This window comes from Limnobaculum xujianqingii, assembly GCF_013394855.1.
Classification (GTDB): Bacteria; Pseudomonadota; Gammaproteobacteria; order Enterobacterales; family Enterobacteriaceae; genus Limnobaculum; species Limnobaculum xujianqingii.
In genome coordinates, this window is record NZ_JABMLK010000002.1 from 920,004 (window position 1) to 938,781 (window position 18,778).

At 45.1% G+C, this 18,778-nt stretch carries 18 protein-coding genes; 3 read left to right on the forward strand and 15 right to left on the reverse strand.

Features of this window, described 5'->3' with window-relative positions; translation table 11 throughout:
* Positions 1 to 3: 3 nt before the first annotated feature.
* The 12 genes from mrdA to GOL65_RS18250 all read right to left on the reverse strand — a co-directional run bounded on the left by mrdA (position 4) and on the right by GOL65_RS18250 (position 11,867).
* Complete coding sequence (gene mrdA, locus GOL65_RS18195) at positions 4 to 1,905, reverse strand: peptidoglycan DD-transpeptidase MrdA (protein ID WP_140918080.1); 1,902 nt, start codon at positions 1,903 to 1,905, stop codon at positions 4 to 6.
* Positions 1,906 to 1,929: 24 nt separating this feature from the next.
* The gene (gene rlmH / locus GOL65_RS18200) at positions 1,930 to 2,400 is read right to left on the reverse strand and encodes a 23S rRNA (pseudouridine(1915)-N(3))-methyltransferase RlmH (RefSeq protein WP_140918079.1); all 471 of its coding nucleotides are present in this window, start codon (positions 2,398 to 2,400) and stop codon (positions 1,930 to 1,932) included.
* 3 nt (positions 2,401 to 2,403) lie between these two features.
* A complete protein-coding gene (gene rsfS, locus GOL65_RS18205) occupies positions 2,404 to 2,721 on the reverse strand; it encodes a ribosome silencing factor (RefSeq protein ID WP_140918078.1) in 318 nt (105 codons plus the stop codon).
* A 158-nt stretch (positions 2,722 to 2,879) separates the two neighbouring features.
* Entirely contained in the window at positions 2,880 to 3,542 is a 663-nt protein-coding gene (gene nadD, locus GOL65_RS18210; RefSeq protein WP_140918077.1) for a nicotinate-nucleotide adenylyltransferase, read from the reverse strand.
* Positions 3,535 to 4,566 (reverse strand): DNA polymerase III subunit delta, encoded by a 1,032-nt coding sequence (gene holA, locus GOL65_RS18215; protein WP_140918076.1) that lies wholly within the window; start codon positions 4,564 to 4,566, stop codon positions 3,535 to 3,537. Before holA ends, nadD begins: the two co-directional genes overlap by 8 nt.
* Positions 4,563 to 5,141 carry an LPS assembly lipoprotein LptE gene (lptE, locus tag GOL65_RS18220; protein WP_140918075.1) on the reverse strand — a complete coding sequence of 193 codons (579 nt, stop codon included), beginning with the start codon at positions 5,139 to 5,141 and terminating at the stop codon, positions 4,563 to 4,565. The genes holA and lptE overlap by 4 nt, the downstream gene beginning before the upstream one ends.
* A gap of 14 nt (positions 5,142 to 5,155) precedes the next feature.
* Positions 5,156 to 7,738, reverse strand: a complete 2,583-nt coding sequence (gene leuS / locus GOL65_RS18225; protein ID WP_140918074.1) for a leucine--tRNA ligase — start codon at positions 7,736 to 7,738, stop codon at positions 5,156 to 5,158.
* A 172-nt stretch (positions 7,739 to 7,910) separates the two neighbouring features.
* Positions 7,911 to 8,558: a hypothetical protein gene (locus GOL65_RS18230; protein WP_140918073.1), complete on the reverse strand. Its 648-nt coding sequence runs from the start codon at positions 8,556 to 8,558 to the stop codon at positions 7,911 to 7,913.
* Positions 8,559 to 8,724: 166 nt separating this feature from the next.
* Positions 8,725 to 9,450, reverse strand: coding sequence for an amino acid ABC transporter ATP-binding protein (locus GOL65_RS18235; protein ID WP_108899792.1), 726 nt, complete (start codon positions 9,448 to 9,450; stop codon positions 8,725 to 8,727).
* Positions 9,450 to 10,133: a glutamate/aspartate ABC transporter permease GltK gene (gltK, locus tag GOL65_RS18240; RefSeq protein ID WP_130593673.1), complete on the reverse strand. Its 684-nt coding sequence runs from the start codon at positions 10,131 to 10,133 to the stop codon at positions 9,450 to 9,452. The genes GOL65_RS18235 and gltK overlap by 1 nt, the downstream gene beginning before the upstream one ends.
* Before the next feature lie 2 nt (positions 10,134 to 10,135).
* Entirely contained in the window at positions 10,136 to 10,873 is a 738-nt protein-coding gene (locus tag GOL65_RS18245) for an amino acid ABC transporter permease (RefSeq protein ID WP_140918072.1), read from the reverse strand.
* A 97-nt stretch (positions 10,874 to 10,970) separates the two neighbouring features.
* On the reverse strand, positions 10,971 to 11,867 hold the full coding sequence (locus GOL65_RS18250; RefSeq protein ID WP_140918071.1) for a glutamate/aspartate ABC transporter substrate-binding protein: 897 nt from the start codon (positions 11,865 to 11,867) through the stop codon (positions 10,971 to 10,973).
* A 512-nt stretch (positions 11,868 to 12,379) separates the two neighbouring features.
* Here GOL65_RS18250 and GOL65_RS18255 point away from each other — a divergent pair.
* The 3 genes from GOL65_RS18255 to GOL65_RS18265 all read left to right on the forward strand — a co-directional run bounded on the left by GOL65_RS18255 (position 12,380) and on the right by GOL65_RS18265 (position 15,825).
* On the forward strand, positions 12,380 to 13,693 hold the full coding sequence (locus GOL65_RS18255; RefSeq protein ID WP_140918070.1) for an MFS transporter: 1,314 nt from the start codon (positions 12,380 to 12,382) through the stop codon (positions 13,691 to 13,693).
* A gap of 44 nt (positions 13,694 to 13,737) precedes the next feature.
* Entirely contained in the window at positions 13,738 to 14,943 is a 1,206-nt protein-coding gene (locus GOL65_RS18260; protein WP_140918069.1) for a mandelate racemase/muconate lactonizing enzyme family protein, read from the forward strand.
* Positions 14,944 to 15,162: 219 nt separating this feature from the next.
* Positions 15,163 to 15,825: a GntR family transcriptional regulator gene (locus GOL65_RS18265; RefSeq protein ID WP_140918068.1), complete on the forward strand. Its 663-nt coding sequence runs from the start codon at positions 15,163 to 15,165 to the stop codon at positions 15,823 to 15,825.
* Between the two features lie 41 nt (positions 15,826 to 15,866).
* Here the strand turns inward: GOL65_RS18265 and lnt are convergent, their stop codons facing one another.
* From lnt to ybeY, 3 genes are read right to left on the reverse strand one after another with little or no spacing between them, the layout of a single operon-like run.
* Complete coding sequence (gene lnt, locus GOL65_RS18270) at positions 15,867 to 17,396, reverse strand: apolipoprotein N-acyltransferase (protein WP_140918067.1); 1,530 nt, start codon at positions 17,394 to 17,396, stop codon at positions 15,867 to 15,869.
* 7 nt (positions 17,397 to 17,403) lie between these two features.
* Complete coding sequence (gene corC / locus GOL65_RS18275; protein WP_140918066.1) at positions 17,404 to 18,282, reverse strand: CNNM family magnesium/cobalt transport protein CorC; 879 nt, start codon at positions 18,280 to 18,282, stop codon at positions 17,404 to 17,406.
* A gap of 18 nt (positions 18,283 to 18,300) precedes the next feature.
* Positions 18,301 to 18,774 carry an rRNA maturation RNase YbeY gene (gene ybeY / locus GOL65_RS18280; protein ID WP_140918065.1) on the reverse strand — a complete coding sequence of 158 codons (474 nt, stop codon included), beginning with the start codon at positions 18,772 to 18,774 and terminating at the stop codon, positions 18,301 to 18,303.
* Positions 18,775 to 18,778: the final 4 nt, after the last annotated feature.

The window sequence follows — 18,778 nt, forward strand, 5'->3', positions numbered from 1 at the left end:
CTGTCAGTCACCATCACTGTGTGATGCATTAAGTTCAGGCATTGCTGTGTTCTGATCGTTCAGCAATATATGGTCAAGAATACGGCGTACAATTGGACCTGCATTACCGCCGCCGCCGCCGCCGTTTTCAAGAATCATTGAAACAGCCACTCTCGGACTATCATAAGGAGCAAAGCCAACAAACAGTGCGTGGTCACGCAGGTGTTCTGAAATCTTTTTAGCGTTATAGACTTCATTTTTCTTCAAACCAAAAACCTGTGCGGTTCCTGATTTACCTGCCGCTTTATAAGGTGTACCCGCAAATACGCGGCGAGCCGTACCGTTAGGACGCGATACCACTCCATACATACCATCTTTGGCGATTTCCCAGAAACCAGATTTTATGTCACCAATATGGACATTTTCTTTCTGCTGATAGGGCACTAATTTACCATTAATCTTTGTGCCGCTGAGCAAATGAGGTGTTTTAACTAAACCATCGTTAATCAGCGTCACCAGTGATTTGGACATTTGAAGCGGAGTGGCGGTCCAGTAGCCCTGACCGATACCCACAGGAATAGTATCACCCTGATACCACTGTTTTTTATGGCGTTTCATTTTCCATTCGCGGGTTGGCATTACGCCAGGATACTCTTCAGCAATATCAATACCGCTATATTCACCATAGCCAAATTTTCTCATCCAGCCTGATAGACGGTCGATTCCCATGTCATAGGCGACCTGATAGAAATAGGTATCAGCAGACTCTTCCAGTGCACGAGTAACGTCCAGATGACCATGGCCAGAACGTTTCCAGTCGCGATAGCGTTTATCCGTGTTAGGGAGTTGCCACCAACCGGGATCGTAAATCGAGGTTTTCTTAGTAATAACCCCTTCAGATAGTGCAGCGACGGCAATATAGGGTTTCACTGTTGAAGCTGGAGGGTAGGTACCCTGAGTGGTACGGTTGATAAGCGGTCTGTCCGGATCGTTTAACAGTTTTTGGTAATCACTGTAGGCAATGCCATCAACAAACATATTTGGGTCATAGCTTGGGCTGGAAACCATAGCTAATATTCCACCATCGCGCGGATCGCTGACAACCACAGCGGCACGACGGGTACCCAGTAATTCTTCAATATATTTTTGCAGACTTAAATCAACGGTCAGATAGATGTCTTTACCCGCCTGAGGTGGCTGTTCATTTAGCTGGCGAATGACCCGACCACGGCTGTTAACTTCAACCTCTTCATAACCGGGTTTACCATGCAGCACTTCTTCGTAATATTTCTCAATACCCTGCTTACCAATATCATGTGTGGCAGAGTAATCTTGCAGCTGGTTGCTGGCAGCCAGACGCTCTAAATCTTGCGTATTTATTTTTGAAACGTAACCAACAACATGGGTCAGGGCAGAACCATAAGGATAGAAGCGGCGCTGATATCCTTTTATCTCAATACCAGGGAAACGATATTGATTAACGGCAAAGTGAGCAATCTGTAGCTCTGTAAGTTTAGTTTTTAACGCGATGGGTGTGAAACGGCGTGAGTTTTTACGCTCTTTTTCAAAGTTAGCTATATCATCATCATCTAAATCAACAACGGAGCGTAGTTCTTCCATTATGCCTTTTAGATTACTGATTTTTTCCGGAACTAATTCAAGCTGATAGATAGTTCGGTTTTCTGCTAACACTACACCATTACGGTCATAAATTAATCCGCGAGTAGGGGCAATAGGAACCAGCTTAATCCGGTTGTCATTAGAACGGGTCTGATAGTCTTCAAAACGTTTAATTTGGATGTTGTAGAGGTTAGCAATAAGAACAGCAATAAGAATAATGACACCAATAAGAGCAACCAGTGCCCGGCGTATAAATAAAGCAGATTCTGCCGTGTGGTCACGGAAGGCGTTAGGTTCTTTTTTCATCCAAAAACTATTTCATTCAATTTGCTATTCACGGTGATAAGGATGATTTGTTGTGATACTCCATGCACGATAAAGGCTCTCTGCCACCAAAACCCTTACTAATGGATGAGGTAAGGTTAATGGTGATAAGGACCAACTCTGCTCGGCAGCACTTTTACAGGCAGGGGCCAAACCTTCCGGCCCACCAATCAGTAAACTCACATCGCGCCCATCCTGCTTCCATAACTCCAACTGTTGTGCCAGTTGTGGTGTCTCCCAAGGTCGACCGGGAATGTCTAAAGTGACAATTCGGTTACCTTTACCCACAGCAGCCAACATGAGTTCACCTTCTTTTTCCAGAATGCGTTTAATATCTGCATTTTTACCGCGCTTTCCAGCGGGGATTTCTGTTAATTCAAAGGGCATATCTTTGGGGAAACGGCGGATATAATCATTAAATCCGGTTTGCACCCAGTCGGGCATTTTTGTCCCTACTGCGATAAGCTGCAGTTTCACCCGTTAACTCCAGAGTTTTTCTAGTTCATACAACTGGCGACTATCAGCCTGCAATACATGAACTATGACATCGTCCAAATCAACTACCACCCAATCACCGGCATTTTGACCTTCAATACCAAGAGGTAACATACCCGCCTGACGAGCAGATTGAACAACATGATCGGCAATAGACTGAACGTGTTTGCTGGAGGTGCCGGTACAAATAATCATACAGTCAGTAATACTGGATATTTTACTGACGTCAATTCTGACAATGTCCAGACCTTTCAGATCTTCTATTTTATCAATAACAAATGATTGGAGCTCACTACCTTGCAAAGGTTCCCCCTCCGGATAAAAATCTCTTCATATTATAAGGAATAATCTACTATTTTACGGACATGACAACATCAGTGTTAATCACCGTAATATAATAAAGTGAATTTAACGGGTTTTTGTATTTTTAACCGATGGCGGATAATAGCATGGTTCCAGCCTTAACGGTATAAGCCCTGTTGTTCTATATACTGTTGTACTGTTGGTGGCAGTAGGTCATCGAGACTAATACCATTATGCTTGCGTCGGCGAATATCGGTGGCAGAAATATCTAATAGTGGCGTATGGGCAAGGTAGATTAAACCGTTAGCCTGTTGCTTTAAGTTATCAATATTGGTGGTGCGATGTTGTTCCAGCCAATACTCCAACTCCGGAGTATCCAGCTTATCGGTATATCCCGGGCGGGCACAAACCAAAAGATGGCAGTAATCTAAGAGTGATTGCCAGCGGTGCCAGTAGTGCAATGTCAGCAGAGAGTCCTGACCGATAATAAAAGCTAACGGAATCTTTTCCCCTTGTTCATGGCGAATTTCTTCCAGAGTATCGATGGTATAAGACGGAGCGAGGCGATGTAACTCTCGTTCGTCAACGGAAAACAGCGGATTACCAGCCACTGCCAGTTTAACCATTTCCAGCCGTTGTTGAGTATTGGCTTCCGGCTGTGGTCGATGAGGCGGTACATGGTTAGGTAATAGCGTAATACGATTAAGACCCACTTCCTGAGCTAAAGCTTCAACGGGTTTTAAATGCCCGTAATGAATGGGATCAAAGGTACCACCAAATAAGGCGTGAATAGCCTCGCCGCTTTCTATCCTGTCAGACATCTAAACGCGCCTCAGATAAAGGTTTACCGCATAGCAGCATCATCAGACTTTCCAGACCATCCCAGATAGACTGCCCAAAGTCCTGTTTTACAATTAACTCAAGCTGAGTGAGCAGGGCAACAGCTTGGTTCAGTTGAACCGCCGTTAACCGTTGTAACGCTTGCGTTAACAAAGGGCGCCGATTTTGCCATATCTTTTGTTGATCGAATAGTGTTCTGAGGGGAGTTTGCCGCATTTTTCTTTGTAAATTCAAAAGATGCAGTAATTCTCGTTGCAGGGTGCGAATCAAAATCAGAGATTCGGTCTCTTCCAGACGTAACTGGTGGAGAATATGAAACGCTCTTTTGGCTTTTCCTGCCAGAATGGCATCAATCCAATGGTAAGGGGTAAAGTGAGCAGCATCGTTAACCGCCTGTTCAACCCTTGGCAAAGTGAGCTTCCCATCGGGATAAAGTAGAGAAAGGCGTTCAAGTGCCTGTGAAAGCGCCAGCAGGTTGCCTTCATAGCAGTAGGACAAGAGTTGGATTGCTGCTTCATCGATTGTTAACTTAAACGTTTTTGCCCGTTGAGCAACCCAGCGAGGTAAGTGGGCCTGTTCCGGCGTTAAGCAACTGACATAAACGCTATGTTCACCCAATGTTTTAAACCAGGCGCTGTTTTCCTGAGCTTTGGTAAGTTTAGGTCCACGCAAAATAAGCAAAATGTCAGGATTCAGCAGCGTTGCTAATTGTTTAAGTTGTTCACCAATAGTCGCATTAGCGCCATTCTCAGGAAACTGAAGGATAAATATTTTTCGGCTGGAGAAAAGACTGAGCGACTGGCATTCGGTGAAGATAGATTCCCAATCAGTTTGGGGGCCAATATCGTAGCTAAAACTTTCACTAAAACCTTGAGCTAATGCCGCGCGACGAATGGCATCCTGACTCTCTTCCAGCAATAAAGGTTCGTTACCATACAGTTGATAGCAACTACGCAGCCCCTCATGGAGCTGCGCATTAAGTTGCTCAGGATAGAGTCGAATCATTGAACCGTAACGGCACCGCGAGCAGGTGTGACCGGCTGGCTGTCTGATTCATCTTCTGGTTGTTCGGTGGTTTGAACAGTGATCAATTTACGTACCAGCTGTTGCGCCAGTTGTTCTCTCATTTCCTGATAAAGCATATCCTGCTCAGCATCTTTTGCTAATGCGGTTAATGGGTTATCAAAGAAAGAGCGGAATACTTTTGCATTAATTGGATAAATACCTTTTCCAGGGATCATTACTTGAGCGCTGGCAGACATAACCATTTGATATTCAGCAGTGGTACCGTTTTGGAAAATAGAAACGGTATCCTGACCAGAAGCTACACCGCCCAGCCGTAAAGATGGCGTACTTTTTAGCGTATCTTTGTCAGTCGTTGAACTATCAACAATAGTTACACCATTTTGGCGTAACTGGCTGCGTACCGCTCTGGTCATTGGGCCATAAGGGTCGGATGTATCCAGAATCAGCGTTTTTAACTCGCCGGGGACACTGGTCGTACCGCGTAAGTTAAACCCGCATCCGGCAGTGACCAGCACTGCCATAGCAACGATGATTGTTACAATAGGATGTCGCACATATACTCCTTGGCTTAACCTACAACCAGATTTAAAAGTTTCCCTGGAACATAAATCACTTTACGAATAGTGACGCCATCCAGATATTTAGCAATTTGAGGATCGGCCATCGCAATCGCCTTAACCTGTTCTTCGGTAATATCGGCGGCTACGGTGATTTTGCTCCGGACTTTACCATTAACCTGAACCACCACCAACTTCTCGTCTTCAACCATAGCGGCTTGGTCCGCAACTGGCCATGGTGATGAATCAATATCACCCTGACCACCCAGCGATTGCCACAGAGTGAAACAGATGTGTGGGGTAAATGGATAAAGCAGACGAACAACTGCCAGCAGCGCTTCTTGCATCAGTGCACGATCTTGTTCACTCTCTTGCGGCGCGCGGGTTAACTTATTCATTAACTCCATTACGGCAGCAATCGCAGTGTTAAAAATCTGACGGCGACCAATGTCATCATTCACTTTAGCGATGGTTTTATGCAGATCGCGACGCAACGCTTTTTGCTCGTCGTTCAGAGCGCTAACATTCAGCTCTGCAACAGCACCTTTTGACAGATGGTCATAAGCCAGACGCCATAAGCGTTTCAGGAAGCGGTTAGCGCCTTCAACGCCAGACTCTTGCCATTCCAGCGTCATTTCTGCAGGAGAAGCAAACATCATGAACAGACGCACGGTGTCCGCACCGTATTTTTCAACAATATCCTGTGGATCAATACCGTTATTTTTAGATTTCGACATTTTAGCCATGCCACTGTAAACCAGTTCACGACCCTCTTTATCGAAAGCTTTAATGATGCGTTGTTTATCATCACGTTCTACGGTGACTTCGCTTGGTGCAATCCAGATACGCTCACCAGTACCAGATGTGTAGTAAAAGGCATCGGCTAATACCATTCCCTGACATAACAGGCGTTTAGCTGGTTCATCGGAAGTAACCAGACCAGCATCACGCAGCAGTTTATGGAAGAAACGGAAATACATCAGGTGCATGATGGCATGTTCAATACCACCAACATACTGGTCAACTGGCAGCCAGTAGTTCGCTGCTGCCGGGTCCAGCATGCCTTTATCATATTGAGGGCAGGTATAACGTGCGTAATACCAGGATGACTCCATAAAGGTGTCAAAAGTGTCGGTTTCACGCAGAGCTGGTTGTCCGTTATAGGTTGCTTTAGCCCATTCCGGATCGGCTTTAATTGGGCTAGTGATACCATTCATGGTGACATCTTCTGGCAGGATAACCGGCAGTTGATCGTCAGGTGTCGGTACCACGGTACCGTCTTCCAGCGTCATCATTGGAATTGGTGCGCCCCAATAACGTTGACGGGATACACCCCAGTCGCGTAAGCGATAATTGATTTTACGCTCACCCACGTTCATTGATACCAGCTTATCTGCAATGGCATTGAAACCGGCATCAAAATCCAGCCCGTCGAACTCACCAGAGTTAAACAGTACGCCTTTTTCAGTGCTTGCCTGTTGGCTTAGATCTGGCTCAGTGCCTTCGGCGGTTAAAATAACCGGTTTAATCGGCAGATTATATTTGGTGGCAAATTCCCAGTCGCGCTCGTCATGTCCCGGAACTGCCATAACGGCACCTGTGCCATAATCCATCAGCACAAAGTTAGCGATCCAGACAGCCAGTTTTTCACCCGTTAAAGGATGAATAACATATAAACCAGTAGCAACCCCTTTTTTCTCCATGGTGGCCATTTCGGCTTCGGCTACTTTGGTATTCCGGCATTCATCAATAAATGCATTCAGAGCAGGGTTATTTTGCGCTGCCAGAGCAGCCAGTGGGTGACCAGCGGCAATAGCAACATAGGTCACGCCCATAAAAGTATCAGGGCGAGTGGTATAGACAGACAGACTGTCAGCAGAACCCTCAACAGCAAACTTGATTTCCACCCCTTCAGAGCGGCCAATCCAGTTACGCTGCATGGTTTTAACCTGCTCAGGCCAGCTTTCAAGGGTATCCAGATCGTCTAACAGTTGATCGGCATAGGCCGTAATTTTAATAAACCATTGCGGGATTTCTTTACGTTCAATCGGCGTATCACAACGCCAGCAGCAGCCATCAATAACTTGTTCGTTAGCCAGTACCGTCTGGTCATTTGGACACCAGTTTACTGCGGAGGTTTTTTTGTAAACTAAACCTTTTTCATACAGCTTGGTGAAGAACCATTGTTCCCAACGATAATAATCAGGATCGCAGGTGGCCAATTCACGACTCCAGTCATAACCAAAACCTAACAGCTTTAACTGGTTTTTCATGTAGGCAATATTTTCGTAGGTCCAGGGTGCCGGAGCAGTGTTATTTTTAACCGCAGCACCTTCAGCAGGAAGACCAAACGCATCCCAGCCAATTGGCTGCAGTACGTTTTTGCCCTGCATACGCTGGTAACGAGAAATTACGTCGCCGATAGTGTAGTTACGTACGTGGCCCATATGTAGTCGCCCCGAAGGGTAAGGCAACATGGAGAGGCAGTAATATTTTTCTTTTGTTGGGTCTTCAGTGACCTGAAAGGTTTTGTTTTCTTGCCAATGGTTTTGTACGTGAGATTCAATATCTTCCGGGCGGTATTGCTCTTGCATGGCGACGCATCGTCCTTCTGTTTTAATTTGCTAAATGACTAGCAGTAGCATTTATCTGCAATTGGGAAATAGATCCCCATAGGATAGCCGATAAGCGTCGGCCTCAACAATACTCAAAAGCATGGTAAATGATTTTTATGTTAAATATTTATCGCAAAGCAGGGGATGACCTTCAGTTATGGGGTACTGAAGGTGAGTTTATTGATGATGTGCGATGTTCCTGATAGTAAAACAGGCTGGAAATCAGGCAAAGAGAGTAGCCAAATAGTTCCGCACCTTCTTCAACGGCTGCTTTGATGTTATACATTAAGAAGCGCGACTCTTCCGGATGAAGGTTGTACCATAAGAATTTCATGCCAAATAGCCGGGAAAAAATCAGAATACATACCAGACCGGAGATCATAAAACCATAGTTGGACGACCGGGTGAAGTTAACCAACTGCACCAGTGTGCTTTTGATATTAAAAGCGGCGTAAAGTATACAGATGGCGGCAACCAGTAAAGCAGGATAAAGCCAAAATCCGTGATGAATCATATCTAAAACACTATCGAATTCACGAATAAGCATACAGCTAAAAAAACCAGCAATCAGTACACTCGAATTTCTGATATCAATTCTCTTCCATGCCAGCCGCAGAAATAACAGAATGCTAATCAGCAACATGCTTTCCTGAGAGATCTCAACAAATGAGAGCTCATCTAATTGATTACCTACCAGAGTAATGTCGAGAAACATCATTCCAGTCGCTATTGCAGCAGCCAGAGAGTAAAGCAGAAATTGTTGTATGGCACGATACAAGATCGAGAGTTCAGTTTGCATAGAAAATCACAATCATTAATGGGCGCTTTGGCATGATAAGAGAAGGCGAGAAGTGTATCAAAGTGGTGTGTTTATACAGGACTTAATGTGCTGTTAGGGATGTTTTGTAGGCTGATTGTATAAAGGCTCTGCAAATTGCAGAGCCTTTAAGTATTGAGAAATCATCTTAATGCAGGATTTTCGCCAGAAAATCTTTGGCACGATCGGATTGAGGATTATTAAAGAAGTCATCTTTTTTGGTGTCTTCGATAATTTTGCCTTCATCCATAAACAGAATGCGGTGCGCAACTTTTTTAGCAAAGCCCATCTCGTGCGTAACCACCATCATAGTCATTCCTTCGTAAGCCAGCTCAACCATAACATCCAGAACTTCATTAATCATTTCCGGATCGAGTGCAGAGGTTGGTTCATCAAACAGCATGGCAATTGGATCCATACATAAAGCACGGGCAATAGCTACACGCTGCTGTTGCCCACCAGAAAGCTGGCTTGGAAACTTGTTAGCATGGCTGGTTAATCCAACGCGATCTAACAGTGCCAACCCTTTCTTTTGTGCTTCATCTTTACTGCGATTGAGCACTTTAATTTGAGCCAGCGTCAGGTTTTCAATGATTGACAGGTGGGGGAACAATTCAAAATGTTGGAACACCATACCAACCCGGGCACGTAACTGTGCCAGATTGGTTTTAGGATCGTTAACCGCAATACCATCAACCAGGATAGTACCTTGCTGAATTGGCTCAAGGCCGTTAACCGTTTTAATCAGGGTAGATTTACCGGAACCGGAAGGGCCACAAACTACGACCACTTCACCCTTGTTCACTTCGGTTGTGCAATCTGACAACACCTGAAAACGGTCATACCATTTAGAAACATGTTTTAAGGAAATCATCAAACTGTCGTCCTTTTTTTCAAATAAGTTACAAGTAAGGAGGCGGATAAACAGACAATAAAGTAGACGAAACCAGCAAATAAAACCATCTCAATTTCGGTACCAGAGGTCTTACCAACGTTAGTTGCGCTACGGAAGAAGTCTGCCAGGCCGATAACGTACACCAGTGCGGTATCCTGAAACAGAATGATGCCTTGAGTCAGCAACAGTGGCGTCATGGCTTTAAATGCCTGAGGCAGAATGATCAAACGCATGGATTGCCATGGGGTCATGCCTAATGCCAGTGCAGCGGAGTTTTGTCCGCGGGCAACACTCTGTAAACCAGCACGAATAATTTCTGAGTAGTAGGCCGCTTCAAACAGTGAGAAGGCGATAACAGCAGAAATAAAACGAATATCCGTTTGTGGTGACAGTCCCAGAAACTTTTGTAGTATCTGAGGCACAATCAGGTAAAACCACATCAGAACCATAACCAGCGGTACGGAGCGGAAAGTATTAACGTAAGCCGCAGCAATCCAACTAATCCAGCGGAAAGGTGGAGGTGCCAGTCGGAAAATCGCTAATGCGGTTCCCCAGGCGATACCAAAAACGATCGCGCTGATAGCTATTTTCAGCGTAACCCACATGCCCTCCAGCAGATAAGGCATGCTTGGAATAATAGTACTCCAGTCAAATTCAAGCATCATTATCCTCCAAAGGTGCCAGGCAGACGGGTTTTCTTCTCAACCAGCTTCATCAGTCGCATAACTACGATGTTAATCAATACGTAAGCGACGGTGACAGCAAGGAAGGATTCGTAAGCGTAGCCGGAGTACTCCAACAGCTTGTTTGCCTGCGCAGAAAGTTCAATCAGACCAATGGTTGATGCCACAGCGGAGTTTTTCACCATGTTAAGCATTTCAGAGGTCAACGGTGGAATAATAATGCGGTAAGCGTTAGGTAACAGCACGTGGCGATATGCCTGAGGCAGGGTTAGCCCTAATGCCAGCGCAGCGCCTCTTTGTCCACGAGGAAGTGACTGAATAGCAGTTCTGACTTGTTCACACACACGGGCACCAGTAAAGAAGCCCAGACAGCAGACAGAGACCACAAAGAATTGGATATTTGGATCCAGATCGCCTTTAAACCAATCACCAATAGATGCCGGTAATAACTCAGGCACCAACAGATACCAGATAAAAAATTGTACAATTAATGGAACGTTACGAAATAGTGCAACGTACAGGGTTCCCATACCGGAAAGTACACGGTTAGGAACAGTGCGTAAAATACCAAACAGCGATCCCAGAATAAACGCCAGAATCCATGAGCATATGGACAGTGCTACCGTGACCTGAAAACCAGCCCACAGCCAATCCAGATAGGTAGTATTTCCAAACGGGGCTTGTTCTAAGAATATTCCCCAATTCCAGTTTCCAAACATAACTTAGCCCTTATTATTTCTTTTTATCGGCATCCCTTTACGCCGAATTGAGCGTAAAGGGAGCCAACCTAGAGCCGATAACTGCGATGTAACTCTGTTAGTTCAGGGCTTTATCGTTCGGTGCTTTAAACAGTTTCTTCATATCTTCTGACAGTTCGAAGTTCATGTTCAGATTCTTCGGTGGAATAGGCTGTTTGAACCATTTGTCATAGGATTTTTCTGCTGCGCCAGAGGTTTGCGCTTGAGCAATAGTTTCGTCCATCAGCTTTTTAAACTGAGCGTCGCCTTTGCGCAGCATACAACCGTAGGCTTCAAATGATTGTGGTTTGGCAACAATTTCCCACTGATCCGGTTTCTTAGATTTTGCTCTTTCACCGGCCAGTAATGCGTCATCCATCATGAAGGCAACTGCACGACCGCTTTCCACAGTACGGAATGCATCACCATGGTCTTTAGCACTGATGATTTTCATGTTTAATTTGTCGGAATCGTTCAGCTTGTTCAGGATAGTTTCTGAAGTGGTACCTGAGGTTACCGCAACATTTTTATCTTTCAGATCGGCAAACTCTTTAATGCCAGAATCTTTTTTGGTCAGAAGACGAGTACCGACGACAAACAGAGTGTTAGAGAAATCAACTTGCTTTTGACGCTCTACGTTATTGGTGGTTGAACCACACTCGAAATCAAAAGTACCGTTCTGCAACAATGGAATACGGTTTTGAGAGGTAATAGGAATTAATTTGACCTGAAGGTTTGGTAAGTCCAGTTTCTTTTTAACCGCATCAACAATCAGGTTGGAGTAATCTTGTGAATAACCGACAACATTCTGCTGATTATCATAGTAAGAGAAAGGAACAGAAGATTCCCGGTGACCAACGGTGATGACTCCCGTGTCTTTAATCTTCTTCAGTGTACCGTCCAAATCCTCTGCGTGGAGCGCCGTACTTGTCAGACCCATTAAAACTAGCGGTAGTGCTAACTTGCGTAATTGCATGACTTACTCCTTCATTGTTATCAGTATGATGTTGTAACCGTTTTTTGTTGCCCATCAGTCAGTCTGAAGACTGCCAATGATGTAATTAAAATGTAGTTTAATGCTGTGTTTGTGTAAAACAATTAACACCTTGTTTACCAGTAATTTGCACCATTAGTGAGCGAATTCACAGATATGCTTGCTTTTAGTGCAAATTTGCACCTTATTGGTGCATTCCATCCTTAACAACCAGAAATTTCAGGATTATTTTCACCTTTTATCTGGCCTCAATAGATATGTAGCAAGGTACGTGCCAAGTCTGAGATATGTTAATTTTTTGTATAACAGAGGTGGGATTGATAAAAATGACCAGAAACGGATTGATTACAGAGACAAATATCAAAACGGAGCTGGTCAATATTTGATCTGATATATGATGTACTGAGATATCATATATCAGCTCAAGCAAGGGGAGGTTTTTTCAATTAGTTTGGTATCTCATTTCCTGACAATAAGAAAGAGGATAGTGAGATATGGAGAGACAAACTGATATTCAGATCGGCAGGGATACATTAAAAACCATAGGAAGGCATATTATTCCTTTTGCCTTTATTCTTTATTTTTTCAACTATATGGACCGAGTTAATATCGGTTTCGCCGCTTTACAAATGAATGTCGATTTGGGGATTTCCAGCGTTCAGTTTGGACAACTTGCATCGGTATTTTTTATTTCTTATCTGGTGTGTCAGATACCCAGCAATATGATGATTCAGAAGTTAGGAGCCAGAAGATGGATTGGCTTTATTCTGATTGCATGGGGCGGGGTAACAACACTGCTGTTTTTTGCCCAAAGTTTCGAACACCTGCTGGCGGCACGTTTGCTGTTAGGGGTATTCGAAGCCGGTTTCTTCCCCGGGATGATTTACTATCTTGCCTGTTGGTTTCCAGCCAAAGAGCGTGCACGTGTCACTGCGCTATTTATGATGGCAATCGCGGTTTCGTCTGTGGTGGCTGCACCCATGTCCGGATGGATTATCCAGCATGCCAATTTCTTTGATCATGCCGGTTGGCGTTGGTTATTTGCCATTGAAGGAATACCGACTGTTCTGCTTGGGGTTCTGACCTTTTATGTACTTTATGATCGCCCTCAGGATGCCCCTTGGTTAACTGACAAACAAAAATCATGGCTGGTTGCTGAGTTAAACACGGAAACTCAGGGACAACCTGCGGGCAATTCAATGACGTTTTGGCAAATTGTTCGTAATCCGATTTTATGGCGTCTGTCGTTTGTTTATATGTTTGTTCAGGCTGCTTCTCAGGCCAGTAATTACTGGTTGCCGGGGCAGGTAAAGGGATTTACCTCCGGCCTGACGGATACTCATGTTGGTTTGATTATGGCGGTACCTTTCCTGTGTGCCATGTTTGCTATGCCTTTATGGGGAGCGCATTCAGATAAGCAAGGTGAACGAAAATTCCATGCGGCACTTCCTATGCTACTGGCTGGCGCGGCGTTTTTAGTTATCGCTACCGCTGATTCTATGTCGATTCGTATGTTCGGTATGGTGTTGTTTGGTGTCGGTATCCTCAGTTATTACGGTCCTTTCTGGGCTATCCCTTCCATGTTGTTATCACCAGCCGGTTTAGCTATCAGCATTGCGGTTATTAACTCTTGCTCCAGCCTGGGAGGATTCTTCGCCAATTTAGGATTGGGGTATGTGGCTAAATCCTATGGTTCTTATGGTGTCTTTGTGGTGGAAGCAATCCTGTGTGTTATTTCCAGCGTGTTGCTCATCACCATGCGAATTCCTCGGGTGAAAGCCAAAGAGGCTAAAGCCGTAACGGCATAAATTCCCCTGTAACCCATTATTTATATGACAGGACGGAGAGTTGTATGAAAATTACCAGCGTTGAAATTTTTGATTGTGAGGTTAATCGCCGGGATCCGAGAATGGCGCGTTTTAATCCGGTAATGGTACGTATCAACACCGATGCCGGTATTAGCGGTATCGGGGAAGTAGGTTTAGCTTATGGTGCAGGGGCTAAAGCCGGTGTCGGTATTTTGCGTGATTTGGCACCGAGAATAGTAGGCAAAGATCCCATGAAGTCAGAGGCTATTTGGGAGAATTTGTTTAGAGCTACATTCTGGGGAATGGGCGGCGGTAACGTCTTCTATGCCGGTATGAGCGCCATTGATATTGCATTATGGGATATCAAAGGCAAAGTACTGAATGCGCCGATCTATCAGTTGCTGGGAGGCAAGACCAATGAGAAATTGCGCGCCTATGCCAGCCAATTGCAGTTTGGCTGGAGTGATACTTTCCAGATGTTAACCACGCCGGAACAGTATGCCGATGCGGCCCGTAAAGCTATTGCAGAAGGGTATACCGCGATTAAAGTCGATCCATTACAGGTCGATCGTAATGGGGGGCCACCGTTAGATTGGGAGATTAACCAGAACTATTTTGGTCTGTTGCTTACCGATCAGCTGCGTATGGGGGAAGAGCGTATTGCTGCTATGCGGGAAGCCGTTGGACCCGATGTGGATATCATCGTGGAAATCCATTCTCTGTTGGGAACCAACTCTGCCATTCAATTTGCCCGAGCTATTGAGAAATACAATATCTTCTTTTATGAAGAGCCGGTTCATCCACTTAATAGCGATAATATGGCGCTGGTTGCTCGTAGTATCAATATTCCTGTGGCCACGGGAGAGCGTTCATATACCCGTTGGGGATATCGGGAATTATTTGAGAAACAGAGCGTAGCCGTAGTACAGCCTGATTTGTGCCTGTGTGGAGGCATTACCGAAGGTAAGAAGATTTGTGATTATGCCAACATTTATGATGCAACGGTTCAAATTCACGTTTGTGGCGGGCCTGTATCGATGGCGGCATCATTGCATATGGAAGCGGCTATCCCTAACTTCATTATTCATGAGCACCATACCCATGGTTTGAAAGCCTGTATTCGTGAGCTTTGTACCAACGACTATCAACCGGTTAATGGCTATTACTCTATTCCCGATCTACCCGGGTTAGGGCAGGAGCTTAATGAGAATATTGTGAAGGATTATCTGGCCTATACCATTACGGCTTAGTTGCTTGTTTATCATCTGCCCCGCCCGGATTCTGTGGGTGGGGCGCTTATTCTGAAAGTATGATGCCATCGCTATATTTTCTTATCGCATAGTATATGATTCGCCTGATTGACAGATAAGAAGATAGTTTCGTTACAGGTCTTGGCGATCCAACCAGTCGGACGGCTTCAAGGCTGAAACATAGCAATCATTGACAAGATAGCTACAGCGAGGTCGACTATGCATTTAGAGATCCCAAAAACGTTAACCGAAATAGCTGCGGATAAAATTCGTCAGATGATCATCTCCGGCGAGTTTGAGTTTGGGCAACAGGTGACGGAAAGCCAACTTTCAGAACTGTTTGGATTAAGCAAAACTCCTGTCCGCGAAGCATTATTACGCCTTTGCTCTGAACATTTAATTGAGATTCGTCCACGCTGTGGCACTTTTATCTGTCGTTTGACTGCGGAAGAAATTGATAATATTAGCGAATTAAGAATTGCCCTGGAGACTTGTGCGATTCAAAGTGCGTTAAATAAGAACCGCGAAAAGTTGCTTACCGAACTACAACAAAATATTCAATGTTGTGAACCTTTTTTACTAAAACCCGATCGTGAAGCTTATCTGGCTTTAGATACCGCTTTTCACCGCTCATTGCTTAAGTTTGCCAATAATCCCTATTTAATGGATATGCATCGCAACACCACCACCAAGGTATTAGCCATGCGTAACCGGCTCACATTCTCTCAGGAATATATAACCCGATCGATTCAGGAACATAAGGAAATTGTTGAGGGATTGAGCAGTAATGATTCAGAGCAGGCATGTAGGGTACTTAAACAGCATATCAACAGCGGTTTTACCGTACGGGCTAAACGATTATTGAGTGATGTTGCAGAATAGCGGGCTACAGAAATAACGAACCTGTAGCCCGCTGAGGCATTCTACTTTGAACGGCGGGACAACAGCCAGGAACCACCAGCCAGCAGTAAAGTTATTAACCATACTGGTAATGATCCCCAACGGGCATAAGGTGTCATACCCGTTGTTGGTGCGACCTTCACTTCCAGTACCTGACGTTTAAATTGTGGAATCTGGTCAATCACATCACCGCTGGCATTAATTGCCGCAGTCACGCCATTGTTAGTACCACGCAGCATTGGACGACCCAATTCTAATGCTCTCATGCGCGCCATCTGGAAGTGCTGTAATGGGCCAATAGAGTCGCCAAACCAGGCATCGTTGGAAATGGTTAACAGGAAGTCGGTATCCGGTGTGAAGTTATCTCTTACTTGCTGACCAATGATCACTTCATAGCAAATAACGCTGGTGATTTTATATCCGGCGACATCAATCGGGGCTTGCAGATAATTACCTTCGCTGATTGATGACATCGGTAAATCAAAGAAAGCGGCCAGCGGGCGAAGAATTGACTCAAAAGGTACATATTCGCCGAAGATAACCAAATGGTGCTTATTGTATCGGTTAGTACCGCCGTACTGATAAGGCTGCTGGTTGCCCAATACAATCAGGGTATTGTAGTAATCAGAACGCTGTGGCGTGGTTCGATAATCGATAATACCGGTGATTAGCGTTGAGTTATTTTCACGGAAAGTCCTATCCAACGTGGATAAGAATGAAGCCTGTCTGGTTTCTATATCCGGAATTGCCGCTTCAGGCCAAATAATAATTCGTGATTTGCCAATATAAGGTCTGGACTCATTTACATAAGCTTCCAGAGTAGGCAGCAGATGGTTAGGGTTCCATTTTAATGACTGGGCAATATTTCCCTGCACTAAAGCGATATCAACGGCACGTTCCGGCTGTTCGGTAAACCATTGCACCTGCTTGAGAGGCCAGGGTAGCAAAATGCAGAGGATGGCGATAATGGCGGGCAAAATCCGCCGCTGACAAATAGCCAATACCAGCAGGCCGCTGGTAGCAACCATCAACATATTGATAGCATCAACACCCAGCAGTGGTGCAATGCCTTTCAGCGGTCCATCGACCTGACTGTAGCCAAATTGTACCCAGGGAAATCCGGTAAAAACCCAACCGCGTAAAAATTCGGTAACCTGCCAGAGAGCAGGGGCCGCCAAAGCCAGACGCCAGACGGTAGTTTTTGGCCAGAAACGTGCCAGTAACCAACCAAATAGCATCGGATAAAGGGACAGATAGGCTGCCAGCAGTAATACCAACCCGATACTGATTGGCATCGGCAGACCACCAAACTGGTCAATGCTGACGTAAACCCAGTGAATGCCGGACAGGAACAGACCCAATCCCCAATAAAAACCAACCGACATGGCCTGCCTGGGCGTACGGTTTAGCGTCAGGGCTAATAAGCCACATAGCGAAATCAGCGCCACAGGCCACAGGTCGAAAGGGGAAAGTGAAAGGGTGCCACAGGCACCTAAAATTAACGCCAGCGGTAATCTAATCCGCTGGCGGTCAAAAATATGGGCTACAGCCATGTGATATTTAATCTTCTAACTGTGGTTGTGGTGATTCATTAGGAATCGTGACGTGTACCTGAATAATGCGCCGGCTATCAGCCATAGCGACTTTAAACTGGTAACCCTCAATAGAGATGATCTCTCCCCGTGATGGCAGATGACCAAAGGCTTGCATCACCAGACCACCGATAGTATCGACCTCTTCATCACTGAAGTTGGTAGAGAAAACCTCATTAAACTCTTCTATCGGCGTTAAGGCTCTGACGGTGAAAGTATGCTTGCTCAGTTGGCGCACATCCCGGTCTTCCACATCATCATATTCATCCTCGATTTCACCAACAATCAACTCAAGAATATCTTCGATGGTAACCAGGCCAGAAACGCCGCCGAATTCATCAATCACAATCGCCATATGGTAGCGTTGTGAACGAAACTCTTTCAGCATGCGGTCAACACGCTTACTTTCTGGCACCACTACCGCCGGGCGAAGAACCTGATCGATAGTAAAAGGCTGAGAATCTTTACTCATAAATGGCAATAAATCTTTTGCCATTAAAATGCCTTCAATATGGTCTTTGTCTTCGCTGATCACCGGGAAGCGGGAGTGGGCTGATTCGATAATCACCTCCAGACACTCTTCCAACGGTTGATTACGTTTTAAGGTAATCATCTGGGAACGTGGGATCATAATATCGCGAACGCGTTGTTCAGCGATATCCATGACACCTTCCAGCATATCGCGGGTATCAGGATCGATAAGATCGTTTTGTTCTGAATCGCGGATAAGTTCGACTAAGTCGCCGCGGTTTTTAGGCTCGCTATGAAAAAACTGGCCAAGAATCAGTGAAAAGAAGCCCTTTTTGGGTCCAGGGCTATCGTTACTTTGTGAATGATCGTCGCTCATGCATTCTTTATTAGTTAGTTAGACTGCGTCTTTTTCTGAGGCATAAGGGTCAGGATAACCTAACTCTTGCATAATCTCAGTCTCTAAAGACTCCATTTCTTCTGCATCATCATCAATGATGTGATCATACCCTAACAGATGGAGGCTACCATGGACAACCATATGAGCCCAATGTGCGAGTAAAATCTTATTTTGTTCACTTGCTTCCTTTTCGACTACCTGGCGGCAAATGATCAAATCCCCCAACAGCGGCATTTCCATGCCGGGTGGAGCCTCAAAAGGAAATGATAGCACATTGGTCGGCTTATCCATGCCTCTGTAAGTATGATTCAGCTGGTGGCTCTCTTCAATATCCACCAGACGGACGGTGACTTCGGCTTCTAACTGAAAAGGAAGCACCGCTGCATCCAGCCAGCGTTGAATCTCTTGCTCATCAGGTAGCCCCTGAGAGTTCTCACAGGCTACCTGCAAATCTAAAATTACATGATCCATATCT

What these genes read in the sequence shown, in the direction of transcription:
- mrdA (WP_140918080.1), bottom strand. Translation starts at nt 1,905, where the DNA reads ATGAAAAAAGAACCTAACGCCTTCCGTGACCACACGGCAGAATCTGCT.
- nadD (WP_140918077.1), bottom strand. Translation starts at nt 3,542, where the DNA reads ATGTCTGACAGGATAGAAAGCGGCGAGGCTATTCACGCCTTATTTGGT.
- holA (WP_140918076.1), bottom strand. Translation starts at nt 4,566, where the DNA reads ATGATTCGACTCTATCCTGAGCAACTTAATGCGCAGCTCCATGAGGGG.
- leuS (WP_140918074.1), bottom strand. Translation starts at nt 7,738, where the DNA reads ATGCAAGAGCAATACCGCCCGGAAGATATTGAATCTCACGTACAAAAC.
- GOL65_RS18230 (WP_140918073.1), bottom strand. Translation starts at nt 8,558, where the DNA reads ATGCAAACTGAACTCTCGATCTTGTATCGTGCCATACAACAATTTCTG.
- GOL65_RS18235 (WP_108899792.1), bottom strand. Translation starts at nt 9,450, where the DNA reads ATGATTTCCTTAAAACATGTTTCTAAATGGTATGACCGTTTTCAGGTG.
- gltK (WP_130593673.1), bottom strand. Translation starts at nt 10,133, where the DNA reads ATGCTTGAATTTGACTGGAGTACTATTATTCCAAGCATGCCTTATCTG.
- GOL65_RS18245 (WP_140918072.1), bottom strand. Translation starts at nt 10,873, where the DNA reads ATGTTTGGAAACTGGAATTGGGGAATATTCTTAGAACAAGCCCCGTTT.
- GOL65_RS18250 (WP_140918071.1), bottom strand. Translation starts at nt 11,867, where the DNA reads ATGCAATTACGCAAGTTAGCACTACCGCTAGTTTTAATGGGTCTGACA.
- GOL65_RS18255 (WP_140918070.1), top strand. Translation starts at nt 12,380, where the DNA reads ATGGAGAGACAAACTGATATTCAGATCGGCAGGGATACATTAAAAACC.
- GOL65_RS18260 (WP_140918069.1), top strand. Translation starts at nt 13,738, where the DNA reads ATGAAAATTACCAGCGTTGAAATTTTTGATTGTGAGGTTAATCGCCGG.
- GOL65_RS18265 (WP_140918068.1), top strand. Translation starts at nt 15,163, where the DNA reads ATGCATTTAGAGATCCCAAAAACGTTAACCGAAATAGCTGCGGATAAA.
- lnt (WP_140918067.1), bottom strand. Translation starts at nt 17,396, where the DNA reads ATGGCTGTAGCCCATATTTTTGACCGCCAGCGGATTAGATTACCGCTG.
- corC (WP_140918066.1), bottom strand. Translation starts at nt 18,282, where the DNA reads ATGAGCGACGATCATTCACAAAGTAACGATAGCCCTGGACCCAAAAAG.
- ybeY (WP_140918065.1), bottom strand. Translation starts at nt 18,774, where the DNA reads ATGGATCATGTAATTTTAGATTTGCAGGTAGCCTGTGAGAACTCTCAG.